Source organism: Mycoplana sp. 10N416, from assembly GCF_056394765.1.
In genome coordinates, this window is record NZ_JBFTIM010000005.1 from 87010 (window position 1) to 105670 (window position 18661).

Annotated in this window: 20 protein-coding genes; 14 read left to right on the forward strand and 6 right to left on the reverse strand. The window is 63.3% G+C overall.

Features of this window, described 5'->3' with window-relative positions; all coding sequences use genetic code 11:
• Positions 1-6: 6 nt before the first annotated feature.
• Positions 7-660, reverse strand: a complete 654-nt coding sequence (locus AC1DDS_RS11925) for a thiamine phosphate synthase (protein ID WP_477479094.1) — start codon at positions 658-660, stop codon at positions 7-9.
• Positions 661-762: 102 nt separating this feature from the next.
• Here AC1DDS_RS11925 and AC1DDS_RS11930 point away from each other — a divergent pair, with 102 nt between their 5' ends.
• Positions 763-1533: a sulfite exporter TauE/SafE family protein gene (locus AC1DDS_RS11930; RefSeq protein WP_477479095.1), complete on the forward strand. Its 771-nt coding sequence runs from the start codon at positions 763-765 to the stop codon at positions 1531-1533.
• Between the two features lie 156 nt (positions 1534-1689).
• Here the strand turns inward: AC1DDS_RS11930 and AC1DDS_RS11935 are convergent, their stop codons facing one another.
• The gene (locus AC1DDS_RS11935; protein ID WP_310421720.1) at positions 1690-1863 is read right to left on the reverse strand and encodes a YdcH family protein; all 174 of its coding nucleotides are present in this window, start codon (positions 1861-1863) and stop codon (positions 1690-1692) included.
• A gap of 218 nt (positions 1864-2081) precedes the next feature.
• On the opposite strand from AC1DDS_RS11935, the gene AC1DDS_RS11940 reads away from it, so the two are divergent.
• The 5 genes from AC1DDS_RS11940 to AC1DDS_RS11960 all read left to right on the forward strand — a co-directional run bounded on the left by AC1DDS_RS11940 (position 2082) and on the right by AC1DDS_RS11960 (position 4832).
• Positions 2082-2285, forward strand: coding sequence for a YdcH family protein (locus AC1DDS_RS11940; protein WP_108003658.1), 204 nt, complete (start codon positions 2082-2084; stop codon positions 2283-2285).
• Positions 2286-2334: 49 nt separating this feature from the next.
• Positions 2335-2802, forward strand: a complete 468-nt coding sequence (purE, locus tag AC1DDS_RS11945; RefSeq protein WP_310421983.1) for a 5-(carboxyamino)imidazole ribonucleotide mutase — start codon at positions 2335-2337, stop codon at positions 2800-2802.
• Entirely contained in the window at positions 2799-3854 is a 1056-nt protein-coding gene (locus AC1DDS_RS11950) for a 5-(carboxyamino)imidazole ribonucleotide synthase (protein WP_477479096.1), read from the forward strand. Before purE ends, AC1DDS_RS11950 begins: the two co-directional genes overlap by 4 nt.
• 184 nt (positions 3855-4038) lie before the next feature.
• Positions 4039-4164: a type B 50S ribosomal protein L36 gene (gene ykgO, locus AC1DDS_RS11955; protein ID WP_012709334.1), complete on the forward strand. Its 126-nt coding sequence runs from the start codon at positions 4039-4041 to the stop codon at positions 4162-4164.
• 68 nt (positions 4165-4232) lie between these two features.
• Positions 4233-4832 (forward strand): tetratricopeptide repeat protein, encoded by a 600-nt coding sequence (locus tag AC1DDS_RS11960; RefSeq protein WP_477479097.1) that lies wholly within the window; start codon positions 4233-4235, stop codon positions 4830-4832.
• A 57-nt stretch (positions 4833-4889) separates the two neighbouring features.
• Here the strand turns inward: AC1DDS_RS11960 and pyk are convergent, their stop codons facing one another.
• Complete coding sequence (gene pyk / locus AC1DDS_RS11965) at positions 4890-6329, reverse strand: pyruvate kinase (protein WP_477479098.1); 1440 nt, start codon at positions 6327-6329, stop codon at positions 4890-4892.
• The gene (locus tag AC1DDS_RS11970; protein ID WP_405030270.1) at positions 6329-6751 is read right to left on the reverse strand and encodes a DUF1036 domain-containing protein; all 423 of its coding nucleotides are present in this window, start codon (positions 6749-6751) and stop codon (positions 6329-6331) included. The genes pyk and AC1DDS_RS11970 overlap by 1 nt, the downstream gene beginning before the upstream one ends.
• A 260-nt stretch (positions 6752-7011) precedes the next feature.
• Here AC1DDS_RS11970 and AC1DDS_RS11975 point away from each other — a divergent pair, with 260 nt between their 5' ends.
• The 4 genes from AC1DDS_RS11975 to AC1DDS_RS11990 all read left to right on the forward strand — a co-directional run bounded on the left by AC1DDS_RS11975 (position 7012) and on the right by AC1DDS_RS11990 (position 9359).
• A complete protein-coding gene (locus tag AC1DDS_RS11975) occupies positions 7012-7797 on the forward strand; it encodes an N-formylglutamate amidohydrolase (RefSeq protein WP_477479099.1) in 786 nt (261 codons plus the stop codon).
• Positions 7798-7865: 68 nt separating this feature from the next.
• Positions 7866-8168 (forward strand): DUF1244 domain-containing protein, encoded by a 303-nt coding sequence (locus tag AC1DDS_RS11980; RefSeq protein WP_477479100.1) that lies wholly within the window; start codon positions 7866-7868, stop codon positions 8166-8168.
• Positions 8169-8291: 123 nt separating this feature from the next.
• Positions 8292-8558, forward strand: a complete 267-nt coding sequence (locus AC1DDS_RS11985; protein ID WP_160785259.1) for a DUF2312 domain-containing protein — start codon at positions 8292-8294, stop codon at positions 8556-8558.
• Positions 8559-8699: 141 nt separating this feature from the next.
• Positions 8700-9359, forward strand: a complete 660-nt coding sequence (locus AC1DDS_RS11990; RefSeq protein ID WP_477479101.1) for an acyltransferase — start codon at positions 8700-8702, stop codon at positions 9357-9359.
• A gap of 96 nt (positions 9360-9455) precedes the next feature.
• Here the strand turns inward: AC1DDS_RS11990 and AC1DDS_RS11995 are convergent, their stop codons facing one another.
• Together AC1DDS_RS11995 and AC1DDS_RS12000 are read right to left on the reverse strand one after the other, a co-directional pair.
• Positions 9456-11297 carry a peptidoglycan L,D-endopeptidase MepK gene (locus AC1DDS_RS11995; protein WP_477479337.1) on the reverse strand — a complete coding sequence of 614 codons (1842 nt, stop codon included), beginning with the start codon at positions 11295-11297 and terminating at the stop codon, positions 9456-9458.
• A 189-nt stretch (positions 11298-11486) separates the two neighbouring features.
• Positions 11487-13025 (reverse strand): sigma-54-dependent transcriptional regulator, encoded by a 1539-nt coding sequence (locus tag AC1DDS_RS12000; protein ID WP_310421677.1) that lies wholly within the window; start codon positions 13023-13025, stop codon positions 11487-11489.
• A gap of 152 nt (positions 13026-13177) precedes the next feature.
• On the opposite strand from AC1DDS_RS12000, the gene AC1DDS_RS12005 reads away from it, so the two are divergent.
• The 4 genes from AC1DDS_RS12005 to AC1DDS_RS12020 all read left to right on the forward strand — a co-directional run bounded on the left by AC1DDS_RS12005 (position 13178) and on the right by AC1DDS_RS12020 (position 18572).
• Positions 13178-15031, forward strand: coding sequence for a M3 family oligoendopeptidase (locus AC1DDS_RS12005; RefSeq protein ID WP_477479102.1), 1854 nt, complete (start codon positions 13178-13180; stop codon positions 15029-15031).
• 23 nt (positions 15032-15054) lie between these two features.
• Complete coding sequence (locus AC1DDS_RS12010; RefSeq protein WP_477479103.1) at positions 15055-16212, forward strand: aminodeoxychorismate synthase component I; 1158 nt, start codon at positions 15055-15057, stop codon at positions 16210-16212.
• Positions 16197-16880: an aminotransferase class IV family protein gene (locus tag AC1DDS_RS12015; protein ID WP_477479104.1), complete on the forward strand. Its 684-nt coding sequence runs from the start codon at positions 16197-16199 to the stop codon at positions 16878-16880. The genes AC1DDS_RS12010 and AC1DDS_RS12015 overlap by 16 nt, the downstream gene beginning before the upstream one ends.
• 240 nt (positions 16881-17120) lie before the next feature.
• A complete protein-coding gene (locus AC1DDS_RS12020) occupies positions 17121-18572 on the forward strand; it encodes a homospermidine synthase (RefSeq protein ID WP_477479105.1) in 1452 nt (483 codons plus the stop codon).
• Positions 18573-18661 lie beyond the last annotated feature (89 nt).

Genomic DNA, 18661 nt, shown 5'->3' on the forward strand with positions numbered 1-18661 from the left:
TCGCCTTTAATCCTCGAACCGTGGCGCTTTTTCGTCGAGAAGCGCATTGACCGAGGCAACGACCTGAGCAGCATTCCGGGGCTCGGCGAACACGGCCTGGCAAAGCGCGACGAACTCGGCTCCGGTTTCCGCCACCGCGAGCGCCGATTGTGGATCAGTTCCCCCCATGACGACGCATGGAACCTCGACCATGGAGGCCCACCACTCGCCCAGCGCAAGATTCTTGGAATGCGGCTCCGGTTTGATGTCGCCGCCGATCTTGCCGAAGAAGATATAGTCCGGTGCGAGGTCGCCAATTTCCAGCGCGATGTGCCGGTCCTTGGCATTGCCGCCACCGACGATCAGTTTCGGCGAATGTTTCTCGATCGCCTCCGCCAATGCCTCGATCCCGCCGGCAATATGAATGCCGTCGGCCTTGGCGCGTCCGGCGACGCGCGTGTCCCCTGCGATCAGGGCTGCGGCACCCGCTTGCTGGATCACCGGCACCAGCGCCTCGGCATGCTTCTGGAAGACGCCGTCTTCCAATCCATACTGGGGCAGCACCACCGAGGCGACGTCACCCCCGCGCAGTGCATCCTCCAGCATGACCCGGCGCGCGTCGATATCCTCTCCTTCAGGCAGGATCAGCATGAGGCGGCAGCGGTTTTCGGTTCCAGTCATCGAACATCCATTTCGTCAGAATTCTCTTCGGAGAGTACAGCCCCTCTCGCAATGCCCAGCCAAAGCCGATAGACCGGTTGCACCATTGGATCAATCGCCCGCATGTCCATCGACCCCAGCATCTATCTCGCCGCCGTCCCCGCCGTGATCCTCGTCGGGCTTGCCAAAGGCGGGATGGGCGAGGCACTGGCGCTGATGGGCGTGCCCATCCTTGCCATGGTGGTTCCGCCGGTGCAAGCGGCTGCGGTCTTCCTGCCGCTCCTCGTCATCAGCGACATCGTCTCGCTGTGGATGTGGCGCCGGCACAACGACCGCCGCACGCTCCAGTTCCTGCTGCCGGGCGGCATCGTCGGGGTCGCACTCGGCTGGGCGACGTCCGCCTATGTTCCGCGCGATGCGCTGCGCCTGATCATCGGCGCGATCACCATCTTTTTTGCGCTGCGCTACTTCCACAGCCAATGGCGGCTGCGGCACGGCATCGTCATTCCGCCGAAGCCGCAGCGGGTCGGTCCGGCCGCCTTTTTCGGCACGCTCGCCGGTTATGGCAGCTTCGTTGCGCATGCCGGTGGCGCGCCTTTTCAGGTCTACGCCCTGCCGCTGAAGCTTCCGCCGCGCGAATACACGGGCGCGATCGTGCGCTATTTCGCCATCCTGAACGCGGTGAAGCTCATCCCCTATTTCGCGCTCGGACAGCTCGACAAGGCCAACCTGACAATCTCCGCAACCCTTGCGCCCCTCGCCATGGCTGCGACCGCCGCCGGCGGCTACCTGGTCAAGCGCATGAAGACCGAGGTGTTCTATCCTTTCATGTATACGATGGCCCTGATGGCGGGCCTCAAGCTCGCCTATGACGGAATTGCTTCACTGATCTGAAGTCGTCGGCCACAAATAAAATATCCCGGCCGCCGTTGGGCAACCGGGACATCGAAATCGGCCTATCAAGGCCCTATTGATCCGCCTTTGTCATGGTTCGCGATGACGGGGCGCGGCCACCCCCAGTTCAACTCCTTTTTGGAAAACTCTGTCCAATCAATTCGTTGACGAGCGAAGTCTCTCCATCTCGTCCTTGATGCGCAGCTTCCGCCGCTTGATGTCAGCGATAATCTCGTCTTCGGAAGACGGGCGGTTCATCGCTTCGTGAAGCTCTTCTTCAAGAGCGAAGTGCTTCTTTTCAAGCGTGGCAAGGTGAGCCTCAATCGACATGTGACAGTTCCTTCCATTTTTGTTCGCACCCGGACGCTTGCGCGTCTGGTGTCCAGGTTGCAACAGGCGGAGTTTGCCATGCCAATTTTCATTTGTCGAAGGTGAAAAGGTCGCGGAGTATAACTTCCCGTAGACCCTCGTTTCGTGATAGGAGCAGCGATCTTGCTGAATGCGAATGGCGCACAAGTCGTCATCGTGAAGGGATGGGGAATGAGAGCATGGCAGACCAGGAACAGGCGGAACTGCGATTGGCAATAGCCCGGCTGCGCCAGGAACACGAGGATTACGACGCCGCCATCAATGCCATGATCCAGGTTGGCTGCGACGCCTTGAGAGTGCAGCGCATGAAGAAGAAGAAGCTCGTGATCAAGGACCGGATCTCCAAGATCGAGGACCAGATTATTCCCGATATCATCGCCTGAAACGGAAAGCGCAGTGAAGACACCGCAAACGCCCCCCGTCGCCATTGTCATGGGTAGCCAATCCGACTGGGAGACGATGAAGAACGCTGCCGACACGCTGGATGCACTGGAAGTGGACTACGAGGCACGTATCGTCTCCGCCCACCGCACCCCGGACCGGCTGTACCAATTTGCCAAGAATGCGCGCCCGGAGGGCTTCAAGGTCATCATCGCCGGCGCCGGCGGCGCCGCGCACCTGCCCGGCATGATCGCCGCGATGACCTCGCTACCGGTCTTCGGCGTTCCCGTCCAGTCCAAGGCGCTGTCCGGCCAGGACAGCCTGCTTTCCATCGTGCAGATGCCAGCCGGCATTCCGGTCGGCACGCTTGCAATCGGCAAGGCTGGCGCCGTGAATGCGGCCCTGCTTGCATCCGCCGTCCTCGCCCTGTCGGATCCGGAGCTCGCACTTCGACTCGACGAGTGGCGTGAGAACCAGAGCGCCTCAGTGGCGGACTACCCGGTGGATGGCCCACTATGAGCGTCGGCACGATCGGAATCATCGGCGGCGGGCAACTCGGCCGCATGCTTGCCATGGCGGCCGCGCGGCTGAGCCTCCGCACCATCATTCTTGAACCACAGGTCGACTGCCCGGCCGCGCAAGTCGCCAATGCCCAGATCGTCGCAGCCTATGACGATCCGGCGGCGCTCGATGAAATTGCGAGCCGCAGCGACGTCGTCACCTACGAGTTCGAGAACGTGCCGGTTACGGCCGCCGAGCGGCTGGTTCGCTCAGTGCCCGTGTTTCCACCGCCGAAGGCGCTGGAAGTCTCGCAGGACCGTCTGGTGGAGAAGCGCTTCATCAATGAGTGCGGCATCGCAACCGCCCCCTTCGCGGCTGTCGACAGCCAGGCGGATCTGGACGCGGCGCTTGATTCCTTCGGCGGCATCGGCGTGCTGAAGACCCGGCGCCTGGGTTATGACGGCAAGGGACAAAGGATGTTCCGCTCGCCGGCAGAGGACAGGCAGGGCGCCTTTGCAGCGCTCGGTTCCGTGCCTCTCATCCTTGAAGGCCTGATAGCCTTCGAGCGGGAGATCTCGATCATTGCCGCCCGCGCGCAGGACGGGACGATCGTCTGCTACGACCCGGCCGAGAATGTCCATCGCGACGGTATTCTGCACACATCCACGGTGCCGGCCGCCATCCACGAGGCGACGGCCGATCAGGCACGGCGGGCCGCACGCGCGATCCTCGATCGACTGGCTTATGTCGGCGTCGTCGGCGTCGAGTTCTTCGTGCTTGGAGACGGCCAGCTCGTGGCGAACGAGATGGCCCCACGCGTGCACAATTCCGGCCACTGGACGGAGGCGGCATGCGTAATCTCGCAGTTCGAACAGCACATCCGCGCCGTCGCGGGTCTGCCGCTCGGCGACGGCCGCCGCCATTCCGACTGCGTGATGCAGAACCTGATCGGCGACGACATCCAGACCGTCCCCGCCTGGCTGAAGACGCCCGACGTCCTCGTGCACCTCTACGGCAAGAGCGAGTCGCGCCCGGGCCGCAAGATGGGCCACGTCACGGAACTGCGCTGAAAAACAGCTTCGCGCGCCGTGGAAATCGCGGTGCGCGAACGCCAAAACTCCCGCCAAACGGTTGACAGCAATCGGATGAGCGGTTACACGAACGCCAACCTGAGAGCGCGCCCGACATGGCGCGTTTTTAATTGACAAGTTTTCGGGCGGATTTGTTTCCTCCCCAGCATCGCGGATCAGAAACATGAAGATCAAGAATTCGCTCAAGTCGCTCAAGACCCGCCATCGCGAAAACCGCCTGGTTCGTCGCAAGGGTCGCGTCTACATCATCAACAAGTCGAACCCGCGCTTCAAGGCCCGTCAGGGCTGAGCGCAGGCGTCCTGGCCTGTCGAAAGATAGCAGTTTGCTTTCAAGCGCATGCGGTTTAGCATAACCGCATGCGCTTTTACGTTGTTTATGCCGCCCTGTCGTTGCTTACCCCGTTGCCCGGGACCGCCTTCGCGCAGGATAGTCAGGCGGCCGCCATCCCCCAGAACGAACCGGCGCTCACAACGCCCGCCGAACGGCTGAACGCCCTGTTTGCCGAACTGAAGCACGAGCGGGATCCGGACAAGGCGAAAGTGATCTCCGACAGCATCCGGGTGGAATGGCGCGATTCCGGCAGCGCAACCGTCAATTTCCTGATGCAGCAGGTCGACAAGGCCATGGCCGAGGACAACGACGGGGCAGCGCTCGACTACCTGGACGAGGTCATCCAGCTTCAACCCGGCTACGTCGAGGGCTGGAATCAGCGCGCGACAGTGAACTACAAGCTCGGCAACTATCGGAAGTCGATGTCGGACATCAATCGTGTTCTGACGATCGAGCCACGCCATTTCGGCGCCATCGCCGGCATGGCGATGATCCTGACGAGTTACGGTCGCGACGAGTTGGCATTGGAGGCGTGGCAGCGCTTCCTCGACATCTACCCATCCGAGCGCCGCGCCCAGAAAGCGCTCGGCGACATCGCCGAAAAGCTGGCGGGAAAACGGACCTGAGACGCGATCGCGGCTTTTCAGCGGTCTGAGGCGGGCCGAGGCCCACCCTTCGACAGGTTATACGCCGCTGGCGCCATCCGAGCCGATATAGGCGATGCGGAGCATGTTCGTGGCGCCCGGTGTTCCGAGCGGCACGCCGGCGGAGATGATGATGCGGTCGCCCGGCTTGCCGACGCCCTCGCTGACCGTGATGCGGCAGGCGCGATTGACCATGTCGTCGAGGCTCTCGGCATCGCCGGTGACCACGCAATGCAGCCCCCAGACCACCGACAGGCGCCGTGCCGTCTCGATGATGGGCGAAAGGGCCAGGACCGGCACCTCCGGCCGCTCGCGAGCGGCGCGCAGCCCGGTGGTGCCCGACGAGGTGTAGCAGACGATCGCCGTCAGGTTCAGCGTCTCGGCGATCTGGCGGGCGGCAAGCGAGATGGCATCCGCGCCGGTGGCCTCGGGCGGGGTGCGCTGGGCATTGATGATGCCCGGATAGTTCGGGTCGCGCTCGACCTTGCTGGCGATCGCGGCCATCGTAGAGACAGCCTCGACCGGGTATTCGCCGGACGCCGATTCCGCTGACAGCATGATCGCGTCGGCACCCTCGAAGACGGCGGTGGCGACGTCGGAGACCTCGGCGCGGGTCGGAACCGGCGCGGAGATCATCGATTCGAGCATCTGCGTCGCGACTACGACCGGCTTGCCGGCGCGGCGGCAGGCGCGCGTCAGTTGCTTCTGCAGGCCTGGCACGGCCTCGAGCGGCATCTCGACGCCAAGGTCGCCGCGGGCGACCATCAGCGCGTCGGAGAGTTCGATGATCTCGTCGATCCGCTCGATGGCCTGCGGCTTTTCGATCTTCGACATCAACCCGACGCGACCGCGCGCCACCTTGCGCACCTCAGCGAGATCCTCGGGACGCTGAATGAACGACAGCGCCACCCAGTCGACGCTGCCGGTCGACAGCACCGCATCGAGATCGGCGCGGTCCTTCTCCGTCAGCGCGCCGACCGGCAAGAGCGTGTCGGGCAGGCTGACACCCTTGCGGTCGGAAATCTTCGTGCCAGCGATCACCTTGCAGACGATCTTCTTGCCGTCGGCCTGCTCGGCGCGCAGATGCAGCTTGCCGTCGTCGATCAAAAGGCGATGGCCCGGCTTGACGGCCTGGAGGATTTCCGGATGCGGCAGGAAGACACGCTTGCTGTCGCCAGGCTCCTCGTTGCCGTCGAGCGTGAACGTCTGGCCTGCGACGAGATCGGCCTTGCCGTCAATGAATTTGCCGACGCGCAGCTTCGGGCCCTGCAGATCGGCGAGGATGCCGATCGGACGGCCGCAGCGCGCTTCCACGGAACGGATGCGGCTGATCAGCGTGCGCATCAGGTCGTGGCTGGCGTGGCTCATGTTGATGCGGAAAAGATCGGCCCCCGCTTCGTGCAGCTTCTGGATCATCTCTTCCTCGGCAGAAGCCGGTCCGAGCGTCGCGAGGATCTTTACTTTTCTATTCCGCTTCATCAATTCTGGCTTTCTTGCGTCCCTGGCGTATCGGAGAGCTGGACCATCCAGCTGCCCTGGCGGCCGGTGTCGTACTCCTTGAATCCCATCCGCTGGAAGCCGCGGGCGAAGCAGTCGTCAACGCCGGTGATCTTGAACTCGTTCTCCGCGACGCACATGTTGACGTCGCCGGTCCAGCGGCCGCCGCGTGCCGCGTCTTCCGCATAGAGATAATAGTAGCGCGACTGCAATTCGCCTTCGATCAGCGTGGCGCAGGTCGTTGCCGGAACCTGCCACCACCCCTCGGTGATCCAGCCCTCCGATGCGCGGTAGCCGATCGCAACGCCGACGAGGTTTTGAGTGCCGTTGCAGACGCGGAAATCAGCCCGCGCCGAGCCGGGCGCAGCGATCGAAAAAAAGGCAACGGCGGCGAAAAGGCCTATGAAGGAAAGGCCGGATCCCAGGCGGAGGGGGTGGGGGCGAGTTTGAACTGACACGGCTTCCAGTGGAACTCCGTTGATTTGGTCACGCGCTTTCTTGCGACGGCGGAGAGCGAATGTCAACGCAACTCTAATCGATTACACCGGCCAGCCCGCGACCCTGTTGCCCGAAGCGTTGCGGCAGGCGGCCGCCTTGCGATCGCCTGCCCGGCGTGTCATCAAGCCAATGAACATTCCACCCCACGAGTTTGCAGGCCGATCAGTTGAACGACAGTCCCTTTGAAATCATCGATGGCGATTCGAACATTGGCCTCGTTCTCCTCGCCGACCATGCGACGAACCACTTGCCTGCCGAATACGGCCGGCTGGGCCTGCCCGAAAGCGCATTTGCCCGCCACATCGCCTACGACATCGGCATCGAGGGCCTGACCCGCAAACTCGCCGCCCGGCTTGGGGTACCTGCGGTGCTCAGCCGTTTTTCCCGTCTCCTGATCGATCCCAATCGCGGCGAGGACGATCCGACGCTTATCATGCGCATCTCAGACGGGGCGATCATTCCCGGCAACCATCCGATTTCACAAAAGGAGTGGCGCCATCGGCTGGAGACCTATCACCGGCCCTACCACGGCGCCGTCTCACAGGTGATCAGCAGTGTTGCCGCTGCGACCGGTAAAGCCCCGCTCGTCATCTCGCTGCATTCGTTTACGCCGACGTGGAAGGGAACGCCCCGTCCCTGGCACATCACCGTGCTCTGGGACAGCGACCACCGCGCGGTCCATCCGCTGCTCTCCGCCCTCGGCGCTATCCCCGGCGTGATCACCGCCGACAACGAGCCCTATGATGGGGCGTTGCGTGGCGACACCATGTTTCGGCATTGCATGACCGCCGGCATCCCGCATGCGCTGATCGAGCTGCGGCAGGACGAGCTTGGAGACGAGGCCGGCATCGACCTTTGGGCTGATCGGCTTGCGCCCATCCTATCCGACTTGAACGCCACCGCGGACCTGCACACCTATCAGACATTCCCTTCCCGCACCGGGCCTTACTGACCGGATCGAAGGTAAACAGGCTATCCGCTTCAGCGACGTGCGGCCCCCGGCCAAAAGGAGACGAGACGATGGAACTGAGCGATGAACAACGTACGAGTTTCGAGGCAGCCGCGTTCCGGCGGTTGATCGCCCATCTGCGCGAACGCAGCGACGTGCAGAACATCGACCTGATGAACCTTGCCGGCTTCTGCCGCAACTGCCTGTCCAACTGGTACCGCGATGCGGCGAACGAGGCTGGCGTTGCGATGGACAAGGAGCAGTCGCGGGAGATCATCTACGGAATGCCCTACGACGCCTGGCGCATGCTGCACCAGAAGGAAGCAAGCACCGAACAGTTGACCGCCTTCGAAAGAAGCCGACCCAAGGAATAGTGGGGGAAACTGGTATAAGCGGCAAAAATCGCCATCTCGCGCCCAGCGGGTCTTGATCTCGCCCGAACTTCGCGGCAGATCACGGCATCAGATTTCATCCATTCCCCCAACGAGGAGAAGACCATGTCCGATGCTCACGGCGTCGCCCGCGACCAGCTTCGTGCCTTCATCGAGCGGATCGAGCGCCTGGAAGAAGAAAAGAAAACCATCGCCGACGACATCAAGGATGTCTATGGCGAGGCCAAGGGCACTGGTTTCGACACCAAGATCCTGCGCAAGGTCATCCAGATCCGCAAGCAGGACAAGGATGAGCGCATGGAGCAGGAAGCGATCCTCGACACCTATCTGCAGGCGCTCGGCATGATCGAACTTCCGCCGGACGCCGAATGACGCCGACACCGGTAGGAAACGAAGAAACCCGCGGGGACGGTCCAGCGGGTTTTCTTTTGGATACCGCGAGGCGGTAGCTGGCCGTCGGCGGGATTCGGCTATTGCGAGCCAGCATCGCAATCCGGGGTCGAGCGGGGTATCGTGTTCGGAATATTCAGAATTCGCAGGCAGACCACGCCATACGAACCAGTCGAGGGCGTTGAAGTTGACCATGCCGACGCCTCAAGGCTGAACGGTCGGCTTCGCGTCAAGAGAGGCACTGGCAACCTCGTTTCTCTCGGCCGGAATGCAAAATTCAGCGGCAACATAACCTTTCAGGGAAACGACAATCGCATTGTCATCGGTGAGAACGTGGACTTCAAGGGCCAGGTACTGGTCAAGGGCGACGGCCAACTCGTCGAGATCGGCGACCACACCACCGCCGTCGACGTCTTCATCCTGTGCCAGGAGCAGTGCGACGTGCGGATAGGCAGGCACTGCATGCTGTCGCGCGAGATCGAGATCCGGACGACCGATGCGCACTCCGTTGTCAACCGGTCGACCGGTGAGCGTCTGAACATGGCGGCCTCGGTCGACATATGCGACCACGTCTGGATCAGCCTCGGGGCCGTCGTGAACAAGGGAACCTTCATCGCCGAAGACAACATCGTCGGTGCGATGGCCTTCGTCTCGGGAAATTTCGAGGAAAGCGGCACGATCATCGCCGGGGTTCCGGCGAAGGTGGTCAAGCATGACGTCACCTGGGACCGCCGGCGGCGAAAGAGCTTCAAGCTGGAAGAGCTGAGCCATTGGCGCAGGTAGCGAAGCGAGGCCGACGGCCACTTTCTCAGGCCGCCGACAGTACGATCGACGCGGCGCCGCCGCAACCGCGCTACTATGATCGGAGCGGGCCGACGCCTAGTTCGTATCGGTGAACTTGCGCACTTCCATGAAATTGACGGCGCTGCCGCTGAACCGACCCGGATCGACCGCGGCCGTTTCGTGCTGGAACCCGGCCATGTAGACGGTGGTCGGGGCCGTTCGCAGCTTTTGGCTGACGAACCGCGGCGCCTTGACCGGCTTGGACAGGGTGGCGACGCGCCCTTGCGTCAACGCCCACTGGGAGATGATCTTGTCGTTCAGCTTCGGTTCCGTGCGGATTGCGCCGCGTGCTGCGGCATCGGCATCCCTCTTCTTCGGGCGGCCGCCCTTGGTCGGAACGTCGCTCGGAGCAACATCGAAAGCAGTCGAGGCATCCTGCGCGGGCACGAGGGCCGCAAGCTCGATCGGACCGGCTTCGTCGATGCCGCCATTGCTCGGCGCGGCAAGTGCGACGCGGGTCGCGGCCTCTGCCGTCAAGCCGTCCGCATGTTCGGCCTCGGCCACGGCAGCGACGTTGCTCGCGCCAACCTGGCTTGGCACACCGACATCGGCCTCGGCGATGGCCATCAGTGCGGCATCGTCGCCCGGCCGCATACCCGGAACCGGAACGATCCCGAAATCCTCGTCATCCATTTCCCCGGCTGCAGCCGTCATCAAGCCTTCCAGCGCATCGCCGGGCATGGTCCGTTTGCCGAGCAGTTCCGGCACGGGGATCTTGTAGCCGCCGAGGTCGGCGTATTCGCCGGCCTGGTCCTGGCCCACTAGCGTCGCAGCATTGAGCGCTGCCGCTGCATTGTTCGTTGTTGGTGACACGAGCGCCAGTTCTGTGGCAGCCGCGGAGTTATCCCTGAATGCCGGACGCACGAGTGGGACCGGAGCGTTCAACTCGGCAATCTCCGTTTCGGTCACGACTGGCCTTGTTTCAGGCGTCACGCCGCTCGGCTGGCCAGAGGCGATGCCGGGCAGTTCGCTTCCTGCACCTGCAGCGGGACGCGCTGCCGGGGCGGCCTCTTCCAGCGGCTCGGCGCTGGCGATAGCCGTGGGCTCTTCGTCCTCGTCCCCGCCGCCACCGAAGAGCGCCGCGAGGAGGTTTCGCTTCTTGCCGGAGCCCACCTTGTCCGGGGATCCGCCGCCGGCGACCTGCACCGCATCGGCACCGACGCGGCGCTTGTAGTCGGCAACCGCCTGCTGGTAGCCCGGCAGCGGCTTGCCGTCCGACGGCAAGTGCATGGTCTTGCCGTCGGGGAAGAGCGAAACAAGCTCCTGGCGGCTCATGCGCGGCCAGGCGCGAACGCTACCGACATCCATGTGAATGAAGGGCGAGCCTGAGGTTGGATAGAAGCCCACGCCACCGACCTCGAATTTCATGCCGATCTCGCGGATCGTCTTCAGCTTCACGTCGGGGATGTAGAAGTCCATCGCCTTGCCGAGCATGTGCTGGCTCTTCTTGGCCACACCCTTGGAGCGCGAACGCAGCATCGAGTTCGTCGCCGGCGAGCGATAGGCGGAGACGACGTGGATGTAACCGCGCGAGCCGCTCTTCTGGTAAACCTCCCAGACGAGATCGAAGAGGCGCGGATCCATCTTTGTCGGTTCGTTGCGGCGCCAGTCACGGAGGAAACGGTTGAGCTGCTGGAGACCCTTCTGGTCGTAGCGCCCGTTGCGCTTGAAGGTGATCTCCGCTTTTTCATTCGTGTGGACGAAATAAAGCTTCAGCGAGCGCGTACCGGAGGCGGCATCGGTTGCCGACGGAACCATAGCCGGAACGACGAGCGAAGCGGCCATGGCGGCGATGGTCAAAATCCTGGGGGCCTTTGCGAGCGCCGCTTTGCACATGGCAAGAGCGCTGGCTCCCCGGAGCGTCATCGATCCAATCATGTCTGCCAACTCTATCCCCGTCCTGCGGACAATAGGTGCGTCCCTGAAAAGCCAGATGACCACCAATTGCGGTAACAGCATGGCAAATTCGCCACAGTCTCCAATACTCCCCAAATATAGTGAACGATCCACTAATAAGGGGTGAACGGCAACGGGAAAAACATGAGAAGGCTGAGAAATCAACCGAAATCAGGCGGCTTCCTTCAGCGGATTTTCGGGATCGATACCATAATCCTTCAGCTTTCGATAAAGCGTCGACCTGCCGATGCCCAGCTTCCGGGCGACCTGGCTCATCTGACCCCGATAGAACTTCAAGGCAAAGCGGATCAACTCTTCCTCGACATCAGCGAGCTTTCTCACCTGCCCACCGCGGTCGACGCTGGAGATCGTGTTTTCGTCAGCGGCGGGCGACTGTGATTCGGACGCCTCGCGCGGCCGGAAGTCGGGGTAGACCGAAGGCATGTCGACTTCCGCGGCCTTGCGGGAGAGCGGGACGGCTGCAGCCTCCCAGGAGACGGTTCCCGCTTCGGTCAGCTTGTAGCCGGGAACCTGCGTCGCGACCTGCGGAAAATCGGACGCCTGGAGCTCGGGCCCCTGAGCCAGGACGACCGCCCGGTAAATTGCGTTCTCCAATTGGCGGATGTTGCCCGGCCAGTCGAAGGCGGTCAGCAGCGCCATGGCGGCAGGAGAAAGCGTCAGCGGCGTGGCAAGCTTCTGCTCACCGGCGAAGCGCTCGACGAAGGAGCGGACGAGAACCGGAATGTCCTCCTTGCGCTTGCGCAGCGCCGGGATCGTGATCGGAAAGACATTCAGGCGGTAGTAGAGATCCTCGCGGAAGCGGCCCTCCTTCACCTCGGTGATCAGGTCCTTGTTCGTCGCGGAAATCAGCCGGACATTGACCTTCTGGGGCGAACGGGCGCCGACGGTCTCGATCTCGCCTTGCTGCACCGCGCGCAGCAGCTTGACCTGGACCTCGAGCGGGAGGTCGCCGATTTCGTCGAGAAAGATGGTTCCGCCGTCGGCCTCGGCAAACTTGCCGATATGCCGCTCTATTGCACCGGTGAACGCGCCCTTCTCATGGCCGAACAGAATGCTCTCGACAAGGTTGTGCGGGATCGCGCCGCAGTTGACGGTGACGAAGGGCTTGTGGGCCCGGTCGCTTCCCGCCTGGATGGCGCGCGCGACCATTTCCTTGCCGACGCCGGACTCGCCTTCGATGACGACGGGAATGTTCGACTGGGCCGCCCGGCGGGCGAGATCGATGACGCGCAGCATTTCCGGGCTGGCCGACACGATGTCGTCGAACTGCACGGCCTCGCTGCGATGACGGCGGCTCGGGCGGCCGTGCGGGTCGCGCTGCTCCAGCTTCAGGGCGTTTTCGACCGCAACACCGAGCCTTTCCGGCGAAACCGGCTTGACGACGAAGTCGAACGCACCGGCGCGCATGGCGATCACGACGGTTTCCAGCCCGCCCTGCCCCGTCTGCACGATCACCGGGATCGCGCTCTCGCGCTCGGCGAGTGCGCCCAGAAAGGCCGTGCCGTTCATTTCCGGCATCATCAGGTCGAGCAGGATCACACTGATCAGGCCGCCCTTTCGGTCGAGGACTTCCAGGCCGGCACGGCCATTCTCGGCCACGTGCGCCACATGGCCATTGCGCTCGATCATGTTCTTCAGAAGCCTGCGCTGGACAGGATCATCATCGATGACAAGAATGTGGGCAGCCATTGGAACCTCCTCGCCACGCGTCATGCGCAGTGTTGGCACAACAATACGTTGGACCTTGGCACGAAGGGTTGAATATGCCGTTTTGAGAAAGGCTTGCATTTTAACCAACGAGGACGCAAGCAAGAGCGCCGCAATTACCGACGAGGCTTCCGATGTCCGCTTTGAACGTTTCGCCCGAAATTCATCATGCCACAGCCACGGCCGGCGCGATCGCCGGCGACCTGGGCGACCTGCCCAACTGGAACCTCGCAGACCTCTATGCCTCCCCGACCGCGCCGGAGTTCCGGGCCGATCTCGAAAGCGGGATGGCGAAGTCATTGGCTTTTGAGACCCGGTGGAAAGGCAAGCTCGATGACGCCGCGGGCAAGTCGGGCGCGGAGGGGATCGGCGCGGCCGTCAAGGAGTACGAGGCGCTGGAGGATTTGCTCGGCCGCGTCGCCTCCTACGCCGGCCTGACCTACTTCTCCGACACGACCGACCCGGCGAACGGCAAGCTGTATGGCGACGTGCAGGCGAAGATCACCGACATTTCCGCGCACCTTCTGTTTTTTCCCTTGGAAATGAACAGGATAGACGACAAGCGCCTCGCCAGAAGCCTGGAGCACGACGTCCTTGCCGCCCACTACCGCCCCTGGATCGAGGACCTGCGCAAGGACAAGCCGCACCAGCTCGACGACCGCACCGAACAGCTCTTCCTGGAAAAATCCATGACCGGAGTTGCGGCCTGGAATCGGCTGTTCGACGAGACGATGGCTTCGCTACGCTACACGATCGACGGCGAAGAGGTGCCGTTGGAGGTGGCGCTGAACCTCTTGCAGGATGCGGACGGCGAAACCCGCAAGAAGGCGGCGATGGCGCTGGCGAAGACCTTCAAGGAGAACATCCGCACCTTCACGCTGATCACCAACACGCTCGCCAAGGACAAGGAGATCTCCGACCGCTGGCGCAGCTTCGAGGATATCGCCGACAGCCGGCATCTGGCCAACCGCGTCGAGCGGGAGGTCGTCGACGCGCTGGCCGCGGCCGTGCACGAAGCCTACCCGCGGCTGTCGCACCGCTACTATTCCATGAAGGCGAAGTGGCTCGGAATGGAACAGATGGAGTTCTGGGACCGCAACGCGCCGCTGCCGGAAACGCCGAACGCGCTGATCCCCTGGAGCGATGCGAAGAACACCGTGCTGTCAGCCTATCGCGCCTTCGCCCCGGAGATGGCGGCGATCGCCGGACGCTTCTTCGACGAGAGCTGGATCGACGCACCGGTGCGACCGGGCAAGGCGCCCGGCGCTTTCGCGCATCCGACGGTGCCCTCGGCGCATCCCTACGTGCTCGTCAACTACATGGGCAAGCCGCGCGACGTGATGACGCTGGCGCACGAACTCGGCCATGGCGTGCACCAGGTGCTGGCCGGCGGCCAGGGCGCGCTGATGGCGTCGACGCCGCTGACATTGGCTGAAACGGCGTCCGTCTTCGGCGAGATGCTGACCTTCCGCAGCCTGCTCGACCAGACCAAGGACAAGCGCGAGCGCAAGGCGATGCTGGCGCAGAAGGTCGAGGACATGATCAACACGGTCGTGCGCCAGATCGCGTTCTACGAGTTCGAGCGCAAGGTCCACACCGCCCGCAAGGAGGGCGAACTGACGGCCGACCAGATCGGCGAATTGTGGCTGTCGGTACAGACGGAAAGCCTCGGTCCGGCGATCCGTATCTCCGAGGGCTACGAGACCTACTGGGCCTACATCCCCCACTTCATCCATTCGCCCTTCTACGTTTACGCCTATGCGTTCGGCGACTGCCTTGTGAACTCGCTCTATGCGGTCTACCAGCAGGCCGAAAGCGGCTTCCAGGAAAAGTATTTCGAGATGCTGAAGGCTGGCGGCACCAAGCACCATTCCGAACTGCTGAAGCCATTCGGGCTGAATGCCGCCGATCCGTCGTTCTGGAGCAAGGGCCTGTCGATGATCGAAGGGCTCATCGACGAACTCGAGGCGCTTGATAAGGCTGCGTGAATCACCTGCCGAGAACCGATGAGATGACGGATCGAGAACGCTATGTGCTCCTGCGGGACGACCGCGAGGACCGGACCACGGTCTTCGCCGCCCCCTCCCGCGTGGTCACGGTTCGCAAGCGCGCGGATTTTGAGCGGGCGTTCAAGACGCTTCAGGCAGCGCATGACGAAGGACAATGGATCGCCGGCTTCATGAGCTACGAGGCGGGCCATCTGTTCGAGGAGAAGCTCGCGCCCTTTGCGATCGATGATCGCGAGACGCCGCTGATGAGCTTCGGCATCTTCGACGCGCCGGCCGACGATCATCCCTTGGCGACGGCGAAGCAGCGCGTCGAGAACGAGCCCTTCGTCACCGAGCCGAAGGCTGAGTGGGACCTGGAGGCCTATCGCAGCCGCTTCGACCGCCTGCATCGGCACCTGCGCGAGGGCGACTGCTACCAGGCCAACCTGACGATGCCCATCCGCGCCCGCTGGAACGGCGACCCGGTGGCGGCCTTCTGGTCGCTGATCGAGCGCCAGCCGGTCAAATACGGCGCCCTCGTCTCGCTCGACGGTCCGATCCTGCTGTCGCGCTCCCCGGAACTGTTCTTCCGGGTCGACAAGGACGGCTGGATCGAGACGCATCCGATGAAGGGAACGGCGCCGCGCGGAGCCAATGCCGCCGAGGACGAGGCGATCGTGGCGGCGATGCTCGCCGACCCGAAGAGCCAGGCGGAAAACCGCATGATCGTCGATCTGTTGCGCAACGACATCTCGCGCGTCACCGAGGTTGGCACGCTGGAGGTGCCGAAGCTCTTCGCGATCGAGACCTACCCGACCGTGCACCAGATGGTCAGCCATGTGCGCGCGAAGCTGGTGCCGGGCACGACAATCCGCGACCTCTTTGCCGCCCTCTTTCCCTGCGGCTCGGTCACCGGCGCGCCGAAGATGCGCGCCATGGAGATCCTGCACGACCTTGAGGCTGGCCCGCGTGACGCCTATTGCGGCGCAATCGGCCTGATCGCCCCGGACGGGACGATGCAGTTCAACGTGGCGATCCGCACGCTTTCGCTGTTCGACGGCGGCGAGGCTGTCTTCAACGTCGGTGGAGGCATCGTCTTCGATTCCACGGCGGAGGCCGAGTACGAGGAGTGTCTGCTTAAGGCGCGGTTCGCGGTAGGAGACCAATGGATATCTCGCTGATCGAGACGCTGCGCTGGGAGCCGGGAGCCGGCTTCGTCCGGCTGGAGCGGCATCTGGCACGCTTGCAGCGATCGGCGGAAGCGTTAGAGATTCTCGGCGCGGCAGAAGCGAGAGCGGCATTGATGGACGCCGCGTCGGCGACGCCCGGTTCAGGAGGTGAAACCAGCCACGGCTTCCCCGCAGGGGCAACTGGCGTGGCCGCCACGACATCGCCGCTGCGCGTCCGCCTCGAACTCTTCGCCGACGGCCGGATCGAGGTGAAGACAGCGCCGTTCGTGCCGCTCGCCGCGGGTGCTCGCTGGACCGCGAAGATGGCGACAACGCGGCTCGACTCCGCCAATCCGCTGCTCCGCCACAAGACCTCGCGCCGTAGCATCTATGAGGCGGCGCGCGCCGAGTTCGCACCGGCCGAGGCGGATGAGGTCCTCCTCCTCAACGAGCGCGGTGAGATGTGCGAGGGAACGATTACCTCGGTCTTTCTCGACGACGGCACCGGCGTTCTGAAGACGCCGCCGCTCGCCTGCGGCCTGCTGGCCGGCGTACTGCGCGAGGAACTGCTCGAGACCGGCCGCGCAACGGAACAGCGCCTGCATGTCGAAGACCTGTACCGCCATGCCGTCTTCGTCGGCAATTCGCTGCGCGGCCTGATCCCTGCGCAACTGGCCTGAACCTCAGCCTGTACCCCAATCGCGGTTCCGCCCCACCCTTCACTATCGCTCTCGGCCATTCCATCCGGACCGCCGGATCGAACCGGGCGAAGGCCCCGGTTGACAATTCAAACGCGAGGCTTCGTGCCCACTTTATTGTGACGGGATTCTGTGCTCTAGGCATTTTCATGCCGAAAACAGGGCCGTTGGGTCCTCTTTTTGCGACATCTGGCGCGCACTCCCGAAGGAGATCGAAGGAAAATGGCAGACACGACCTACCCGATTCATGGCGAAATTACAGGCCCGATCGTCATGATCGGCTTCGGCTCCATCGGCCGCGGCACGCTGCCGCTGATCGAACGGCATTTCAAGTACGACAAGAACCGCCTGATCGTCATCGAACCGCGCAAGGACGCTGCCGACGACGAGCTCTACGCCCGCCACGGTGTTCGCCACGTCGCGGAATTCGTGACGAAGGACAACTACAAGGACCTGCTGAAGCCGTTGATTTCCGAAGGCGGCGGCCAGGCGTTCGTCGTCAACCTCTCGGTCGATACCGGCTCGGTCGACCTGATGAAGTTCTGCCGCAAGCACGACACACTCTACATCGATACGGTCATCGAGCCGTGGCTCGGCTTCTATTTCGACAAGAACATGAAGAACGCGGACCGCACCAACTACGCGCTTCGCGAGACGTTGCGCAAGGAGAAGGCGAAGAACCCGGGCGGCACGACGGCCGTTTCCACCTGCGGCGCCAATCCCGGCATGGTCTCCTGGTTCGTCAAGGAAGCGCTGGTCAACCTCGCCAATGATCTCGGCATCAAGCATGACGTGCCTGCGCAGGACGATCGCGAGGGCTGGGCGAAGCTGATGAAGAAGGTCGGCGTCAAGGGCATCCATATCGCCGAGCGCGATACCCAGCGCGCCAAGCGGCCGAAGCCGCTCGACACCTTCTGGAACACCTGGTCGGTGGAAGGCTTCATCTCCGAGGGCCTGCAGCCGGCCGAGCTCGGTTGGGGCACCCATGAAAACTGGATGCCGAAGAACGCCAAGAAGCAAAAGAAGGGCTGCAAGGCGGCGATCTATCTGGAGCAGCCCGGCGCCAACACGCGCGTGCGCACCTGGTGCCCGACGCCGGGTCCGCAATACGGTTTCCTCGTCACCCACAACGAGTCGATCTCGATTGCCGACTTCTTCACCGTCCGCGACAAGGACGGCGATGTCACCTATCGCCCGACCTGCCACTACGCCTATCATCCGTCGAACGACGCCGTGCTGTCGCTGCACGAGATGTTCGGCAACGGCGGCAATGCCCAGCCGGTCCACCACGTCCTGGATGAAGACGAGCTTGTCGACGGCGTCGACGAACTCGGCGTCCTGCTCTACGGCCACGACAAAAACGCCTATTGGTACGGCTCGCGCCTGTCGCTGGAGGAAACCCGCCGCATCGCCCCCTACCAGAACGCCACCGGCATGCAGGTCACCTCGGCTGTTCTCGCCGGCATGGCCTGGGCGCTTGAGAACCCCAAGGCCGGCATCGTCGAGACCGACGAGATGGACTACCGTCGCTGCCTCGAGGTCCAGCGTCCCTATCTCGGTCCGATCGAGGGCCACTACACCGACTGGACCCCGCTGGACGGCCGCCCGGGCCTGTTCCCGGAGGACCTCGACACGAAGGATCCGTGGCAGTTCCGGAACGTCCTGTTCCGCTGATCGTCCGCGTCAGAAACCGCGATTATGAACGCCCGCGGCGAGCCGCGGGCGTTTCGTTTTGGCACGGATAACCTGTCGCCATGGCCGCC

Coding starts and splice junctions, on each gene's coding strand:
- AC1DDS_RS11925 (WP_477479094.1), bottom strand. CDS start 660: ATGACTGGAACCGAAAACCGCTGCCGCCTCATGCTGATCCTGCCTGAA.
- AC1DDS_RS11930 (WP_477479095.1), top strand. CDS start 763: ATGTCCATCGACCCCAGCATCTATCTCGCCGCCGTCCCCGCCGTGATC.
- AC1DDS_RS11935 (WP_310421720.1), bottom strand. CDS start 1,863: ATGTCGATTGAGGCTCACCTTGCCACGCTTGAAAAGAAGCACTTCGCT.
- AC1DDS_RS11940 (WP_108003658.1), top strand. CDS start 2,082: ATGGCAGACCAGGAACAGGCGGAACTGCGATTGGCAATAGCCCGGCTG.
- purE (WP_310421983.1), top strand. CDS start 2,335: ATGGGTAGCCAATCCGACTGGGAGACGATGAAGAACGCTGCCGACACG.
- AC1DDS_RS11950 (WP_477479096.1), top strand. CDS start 2,799: ATGAGCGTCGGCACGATCGGAATCATCGGCGGCGGGCAACTCGGCCGC.
- ykgO (WP_012709334.1), top strand. CDS start 4,039: ATGAAGATCAAGAATTCGCTCAAGTCGCTCAAGACCCGCCATCGCGAA.
- AC1DDS_RS11960 (WP_477479097.1), top strand. CDS start 4,233: ATGCGCTTTTACGTTGTTTATGCCGCCCTGTCGTTGCTTACCCCGTTG.
- pyk (WP_477479098.1), bottom strand. CDS start 6,329: ATGAAGCGGAATAGAAAAGTAAAGATCCTCGCGACGCTCGGACCGGCT.
- AC1DDS_RS11980 (WP_477479100.1), top strand. CDS start 7,866: ATGGAACTGAGCGATGAACAACGTACGAGTTTCGAGGCAGCCGCGTTC.
- AC1DDS_RS11985 (WP_160785259.1), top strand. CDS start 8,292: ATGTCCGATGCTCACGGCGTCGCCCGCGACCAGCTTCGTGCCTTCATC.
- AC1DDS_RS11995 (WP_477479337.1), bottom strand. CDS start 11,297: ATGATTGGATCGATGACGCTCCGGGGAGCCAGCGCTCTTGCCATGTGC.
- AC1DDS_RS12000 (WP_310421677.1), bottom strand. CDS start 13,025: ATGGCTGCCCACATTCTTGTCATCGATGATGATCCTGTCCAGCGCAGG.
- AC1DDS_RS12005 (WP_477479102.1), top strand. CDS start 13,178: ATGTCCGCTTTGAACGTTTCGCCCGAAATTCATCATGCCACAGCCACG.
- AC1DDS_RS12010 (WP_477479103.1), top strand. CDS start 15,055: ATGACGGATCGAGAACGCTATGTGCTCCTGCGGGACGACCGCGAGGAC.
- AC1DDS_RS12015 (WP_477479104.1), top strand. CDS start 16,197: ATGGATATCTCGCTGATCGAGACGCTGCGCTGGGAGCCGGGAGCCGGC.
- AC1DDS_RS12020 (WP_477479105.1), top strand. CDS start 17,121: ATGGCAGACACGACCTACCCGATTCATGGCGAAATTACAGGCCCGATC.